The following is a 5,318-nucleotide window of genomic DNA, read 5'->3' as shown; positions in this document are numbered from 1 at the left end:
GGCACCTTCTCCCCGTGAACGGGGAGAAGGAAAGATGAAGCCCACCGCCAAGAAACCCGACCTCCTGCGCGATAACGAGCTGATCTACGGCAGGCTGCTCGCCGTCGACGAGCCGCATCTCATCCAGCGCTACAACAAGGCGCTTGTCGCCTTCGGCCTCGAGCCGACCAGGTTGAAGAGCTTCCAGATCGACCGCACCGGCTTCTCGCCCGAGATCGCCGAGGAGTGCGGCGACTTCGACTATCTCGATCCCAACGAGGTCAACCGCCGCTTCATTATCCTGACGCCGTCGCAGATCGATCTGCCCGTGGTGCACACCGCCTTCTCCAACACCTCGCAGCTGATGTTCGAGTTCATGTCGAAGAACAGGCGCGCCATCGACGCGCTGACCATCAAGGACGTGATCTACGGCGAGATCGAGGACTCGGTCCCCAAGGTCAACGACATCGAGGACCTGCTTTCGATCAACCAGGTCGAGTTCAAGGTGCTGTCGGCCGAGGATGTGCTGGGAAAGGCGGCCGAGCTCGGCAAGCTGGTCGACCGGCTGAAGCAGGAGCCAGACGCCTGGCGCGACAATGCCATGCTGCAGCGCATGGTCGATCTGGCCAAAATCTGCGGCGACATCCGCGAGAACGCGCTGGTCCCCGACCAGGTGATCTTCCGCCACAATGCCTACTGGACCAGCCATTTCGGCGGCCTCTATGTCTTCGTCGATCCCGACATGACAACGGTGATCTGCGATCCGGCCGCTCCCGGCTTCCGCCGCTCACGCCCCTGGCAGGTCAGCTACCTGTCGATCAACGATGCCGACAAGGTTTTCCGCTTCCTTGCCGCCACCGGCCGCCTCGACCTGCCGCGCGCCTCGTGGATCGAGGCCTCCGGCTATCTCGAGCACCGCGCCGAGATGGTCGTGCGCGCGCTGATCCGCGATGCCGAGCCCAACCGCAACCTAACCGATGTTGACAAGGTCTGGCTGCAGACCTGGATCCACGGCCATGCCGACCTGATCGCCCAGGACGGGAACTTTCCCTTCCTCAACGCCGCCAAGCGCGAGATCGCCCAACTCGGCCATCTCAAGATCGAGGACGTGCCGCCGCGCCAGCGCTTCCTGGTCGTGCGCGCCAAGCCCGAACATCCCGATGCCTGGCTGACCAACCAGCTGATCTCGGATTTCGTGCCGCAGGACTTCGTCTCGCGCTACGTCTTCAACAAGCCCGGCTTCTACAAGGACTATGAGAGCTACAGCGACGCCTGGCGAAGCCATGTTGTGGACGTTCTGAAAACCACATATTTGAAGGACAAGGCGGCGTTCCGCGCGCGCCTTTACGGCCTGACTGACTAGAAAAGTCTGGGCGGTTTTCCGCCCGGAATTGCGCCAAAACAAAGGGTTAAGGCAGATCGCCGTTTCCCTTGAAACGGTGAAATGCTCTAAGGGGGTGCCACAGCCATGCTCGACCCAATCGTGAACTTCTTCACCCAGATCTTCCAGTGGATCGGCCGCGGCATCGGCTTCGTCATCGGCGTCATTCTGTGGCCGTTCATGTGGGTCGGCCGCTGGTACGGACAGCGCGGCTGGATCCTGAAGGCGGTGGTCGGTCTCGCCCTCCTGGTGCTGATCGGCCTCTACGCCAATTTCTTCTACGCCACGCAGTGGTGGAACAATTTCAACCCGAACTATCCCGACACCTACACATTCGAGAAGCGCAACGTGTCGGCCGGCGAGCAGGTCTCCGCCGGCGCTGGCACCGACACGGCCAAGACCTGCGGCAACTCGGCGATCGCCCAGGTCGCCGCCGACCTGACGGACTTCAACGTCAACCAGAATGCCTGGATCTCGTCGATGATCCTCTACAAGCTCGGCCTGTTCGGCATCGACTGGGACAACACGCCCTGGATGGACAACAAGGCGTCCTTCCAGCGCGGCATCAACCAGGCGGTGCGCCGCACCGCGACCGAGCTTGCCGACAATCTCGGCCGCGTGCGCACGACTTCGCAGATCGATGCCGACCTGCAGGACGCACGCGGCAATCTGCAGTTCGACGAGTACACCTGGTATTTCGGCCTGAACCCCTTCGGCCCCAAGACGCCGACGCCGAGCTACTATCGCGACGCGGTGCGCAAGCTGCGTTCCTTCAACGCCCGGCTCGCCACCTGCCAGGCGACGTTCGACGCGCGCGCCGACAATCTCAAGCAATATATCGACCGCATCGCTTCGGATATCGGCTCGACTTCGGCGATCCTCAAGGAGCGCGCCGAAAACCACAACAACGGATGGTTCGATACCCGCGCCGACGACCGCTTCTGGTTCGCCTATGGCCAGCTCTATGCCTATTACGGCCTCATGAAGGGCGCCCAGGCCGACTTCGAGGACGTGCTCAAGGAAAAGCACCTGCAGAGCCTGTGGGACACGATGGATTCGCAGTTCGTCTCGGCGCTACGCATCCAGCCCTTCATCATCGCCAATGGCCGCGAGGATGGCTGGCTGTTGCCGACGCATCTGACGACGATGGGCTTCTACATCCTGCGCGTGCGCTCCAACATGGTCGAGATCAGCAACGTTCTGACCCAATAGCACCGTCTCGGGCCGACAGGGCGATGGCGGATTTGCGCCGTGGCCCCTGTCGCTTTTCGCGCATTAGGCGGCTGTTTTGAGACGGCGAAACCGCCCCCGCTCTGGCTTCTATACGGCGCAACGACCGGGCCCGAGACGGCTGCCTTGGAAGAGGCCCGGCGACAGGAACACTCTTTCTTAACAGGAAACATAGTTGCATGGAAGTTGACGCCGCGCCAGCGACAAGGTTAGAACATGACCTTGCGTCCGGGCGGCGTTTCGACCATGCACGAATGATCGAACCCCTCCCCTCCACCGCCTACTCCAGAGGAAAGCCGTCATGGCCGAAGTGAAGTCCGACATCGAGATCGCGCGCGCCGCCAAGAAGAAACCGATCCAGGAGATCGGCGCCAGAATCGGCATCCCGACCGAGCATCTGCTGCCCTATGGCCACGACAAGGCCAAAGTCTCGGCCGAGTTCATCAGGTCGGTGAAGGGCAACAAGGATGGCAAGCTGATCCTGGTCACCGCCATCAACCCGACGCCCGCCGGCGAAGGCAAGACGACCACCACGGTCGGCCTCGGCGACGGCCTCAACCGCATCGGCAAGAAGGCGATCATCTGCATCCGCGAGGCCTCGCTCGGTCCGAATTTCGGCGTCAAGGGCGGTGCCGCCGGCGGCGGCCTTGCGCAGGTGGTGCCGATGGAGGACATGAACCTCCACTTCACCGGCGATTTCCACGCCATCACCACCGCGCATAATCTGCTGTCGGCGCTGATCGACAACCACATCTACTGGGGCAACGAGCTCGGCATCGACACCCGCCGCGTCGCCTGGCGCCGCGTCATGGACATGAACGACCGGGCGCTGCGCGAGATCATCTGTTCGCTGGGCGGCGTCGCCAACGGCTATCCGCGTGAAGCCGGCTTCGACATCACCGTCGCCTCGGAAGTGATGGCGATCCTGTGCCTTGCCACCGACCTCAAGGACCTCGAGAAGCGTCTCGGCGACATCATCGTCGCCTATCGCCGCGACAAGTCGCCGGTCTATGCCCGCGACCTCAAGGCCGACGGCGCCATGGCGGTTTTGCTCAAGGATGCCATGCAGCCCAACCTGGTGCAGACGCTGGAGAACAACCCGGCCTTCGTGCATGGCGGCCCGTTCGCCAATATCGCGCACGGCTGCAACTCGGTCGTCGCCACCACGACCGCGCTGAAGCTCGCCGACTATGTCGTTACCGAAGCCGGCTTCGGCGCCGACCTCGGCGCGGAGAAGTTCTTCGACATCAAGTGCCGCAAGGCCGGCTTGAAGCCGTCGGCGGCTGTCATTGTCGCCACCGTGCGCGCCATGAAGATGAATGGCGGCATCAAGAAGGAAGACCTCGGCAAGGAGAACATCGAGGCGGTCAAGAAGGGTTGCCTCAATCTCGGCCGTCACATCGAGAACGTGAAGCAGTTCGGCGTGCCGGCGGTGGTGGCGATCAACCACTTCACCACCGACACCGAAGCCGAGATCCAGGCGATGAAGGACTTCGTCAAGGCGCAGGGCGCCGAGGCGATCCTGTGCAAGCACTGGGCGCAAGGCTCGGCCGGCATCGAGGACCTCGCCCGCAAGGTGGTCGAAATAGCCGAGTCCGGCGCCTCCCAGTTCTCGCCGCTCTATCCCGACGAGATGCCGCTGTTCGAAAAGGTCAACACCATCGTCAAGCGCATCTATCGCGGCGACGAGGCGATCGCCGACAAGTCGATCCGCGACCAGCTGCATGCCTGGGAACAGGCCGGCTACGGCAATTTGCCGGTCTGCATGGCCAAGACCCAGTACTCCTTCTCGACCGACCCGAACCTGCGCGGCGCGCCCACCGGCCACACCGTGCCGGTGCGCGAGGTCAGGCTCTCGGCCGGCGCCGGCTTCGTCGTCATCATCTGCGGCGAGGTCATGACCATGCCCGGCCTGCCCAAGGCGCCGTCCTCGGAAAAGATCTTCCTCAACGAGCAGGGTCAGATCGAAGGCCTGTTCTAAACATTCTTTGAGCTGAAAACGATCAAGGGCGCCGTGCTGCCCGCGGCGCCCTTTGCTTGCCGGACTAGGCAGCGTTCCGCTTCAGGGCCCGCTGGTTCGATGCATAAATCGTGTCGCGTCCGGGCAGCTTCCCGGTCTTCAGACAGTCGATCCATTCGGCGGTCTTCAGCACCGCGGCGAAGCGCGACTGCAGAATGATCGTCACCACCCGGTGGATGTCCTCTGCCGACGCATAGCCGGCGCTGTTGGCATAGGGCACCGAGCCGCTGGAATCCGAAAGGAACTCGACGGCAAAGCCCATATGCACCGCGTGGATGATGGTCGACAGATCGCAATTGTGGGTCATGTAGCCGACGACCGCGATCGTATCGATGGCATTGGCGCGCAGCCAGGCTTCGAGATCCGTGCCGGTGAAGACCGACGGAAGCGTCTTCTCGACATAATGGTCGCGGCTGCGCCTGGCGATCTCTGGATGCAACTCGCCCCCGTGACTCCCTTTGGCGAAGATCGGCGAGGTCTCGGGCGCCATCTGCTTGACAACGACGACCTTGATGCCGGCCGCCGCGGCCGCGTCCATGGCGCGCGCCACATTGGCGACCGTCTCGGCGAAGGGCGGATGCTGGATGGCGAGGTTGCCGCCATCATAGTCGTTCTGGACATCGACGACGACAAGCGCGCGGCGCGGCTGGGTGGCTGGTGCTGACATGGTGGTTTTCCTTTCGACCGGGTTGGGGCGCAAAGCTAGGC

At 62.9% G+C, this 5,318-nt stretch carries 4 protein-coding genes; 3 read left to right on the top strand and 1 reads right to left on the bottom strand.

Features of this window, described 5'->3' with window-relative positions; all coding sequences use genetic code 11:
• The first annotated feature begins 34 nt into the window (after positions 1–34).
• The 3 genes from EOA27_RS20195 (at position 35) to EOA27_RS20185 (ending at position 4,571) form a co-directional block, all read left to right on the top strand.
• Positions 35–1,342 carry a DUF6638 family protein gene (locus EOA27_RS20195; RefSeq protein WP_126081615.1) on the top strand — a complete coding sequence of 436 codons (1,308 nt, stop codon included), beginning with the start codon at positions 35–37 and terminating at the stop codon, positions 1,340–1,342.
• A gap of 105 nt (positions 1,343–1,447) precedes the next feature.
• Positions 1,448–2,572, top strand: a complete 1,125-nt coding sequence (locus EOA27_RS20190; protein ID WP_126081614.1) for a DUF2333 family protein — start codon at positions 1,448–1,450, stop codon at positions 2,570–2,572.
• Between the two features lie 319 nt (positions 2,573–2,891).
• On the top strand, positions 2,892–4,571 hold the full coding sequence (locus EOA27_RS20185) for a formate--tetrahydrofolate ligase (protein ID WP_126081613.1): 1,680 nt from the start codon (positions 2,892–2,894) through the stop codon (positions 4,569–4,571).
• Between the two features lie 64 nt (positions 4,572–4,635).
• Here EOA27_RS20185 and EOA27_RS20180 read toward each other — a convergent pair whose 3' ends face one another.
• Positions 4,636–5,277, bottom strand: coding sequence for a cysteine hydrolase family protein (locus EOA27_RS20180; RefSeq protein WP_126081612.1), 642 nt, complete (start codon positions 5,275–5,277; stop codon positions 4,636–4,638).
• Positions 5,278–5,318 lie beyond the last annotated feature (41 nt).

The organism is Mesorhizobium sp. M2A.F.Ca.ET.037.01.1.1 (assembly GCF_003998075.1).
In the GTDB taxonomy this organism is placed as follows: domain Bacteria; phylum Pseudomonadota; class Alphaproteobacteria; order Rhizobiales; family Rhizobiaceae; genus Mesorhizobium.
Note: the sequence above shows the minus strand (reverse complement) of the source record. Positions and strands in the feature narration are given on the sequence as shown.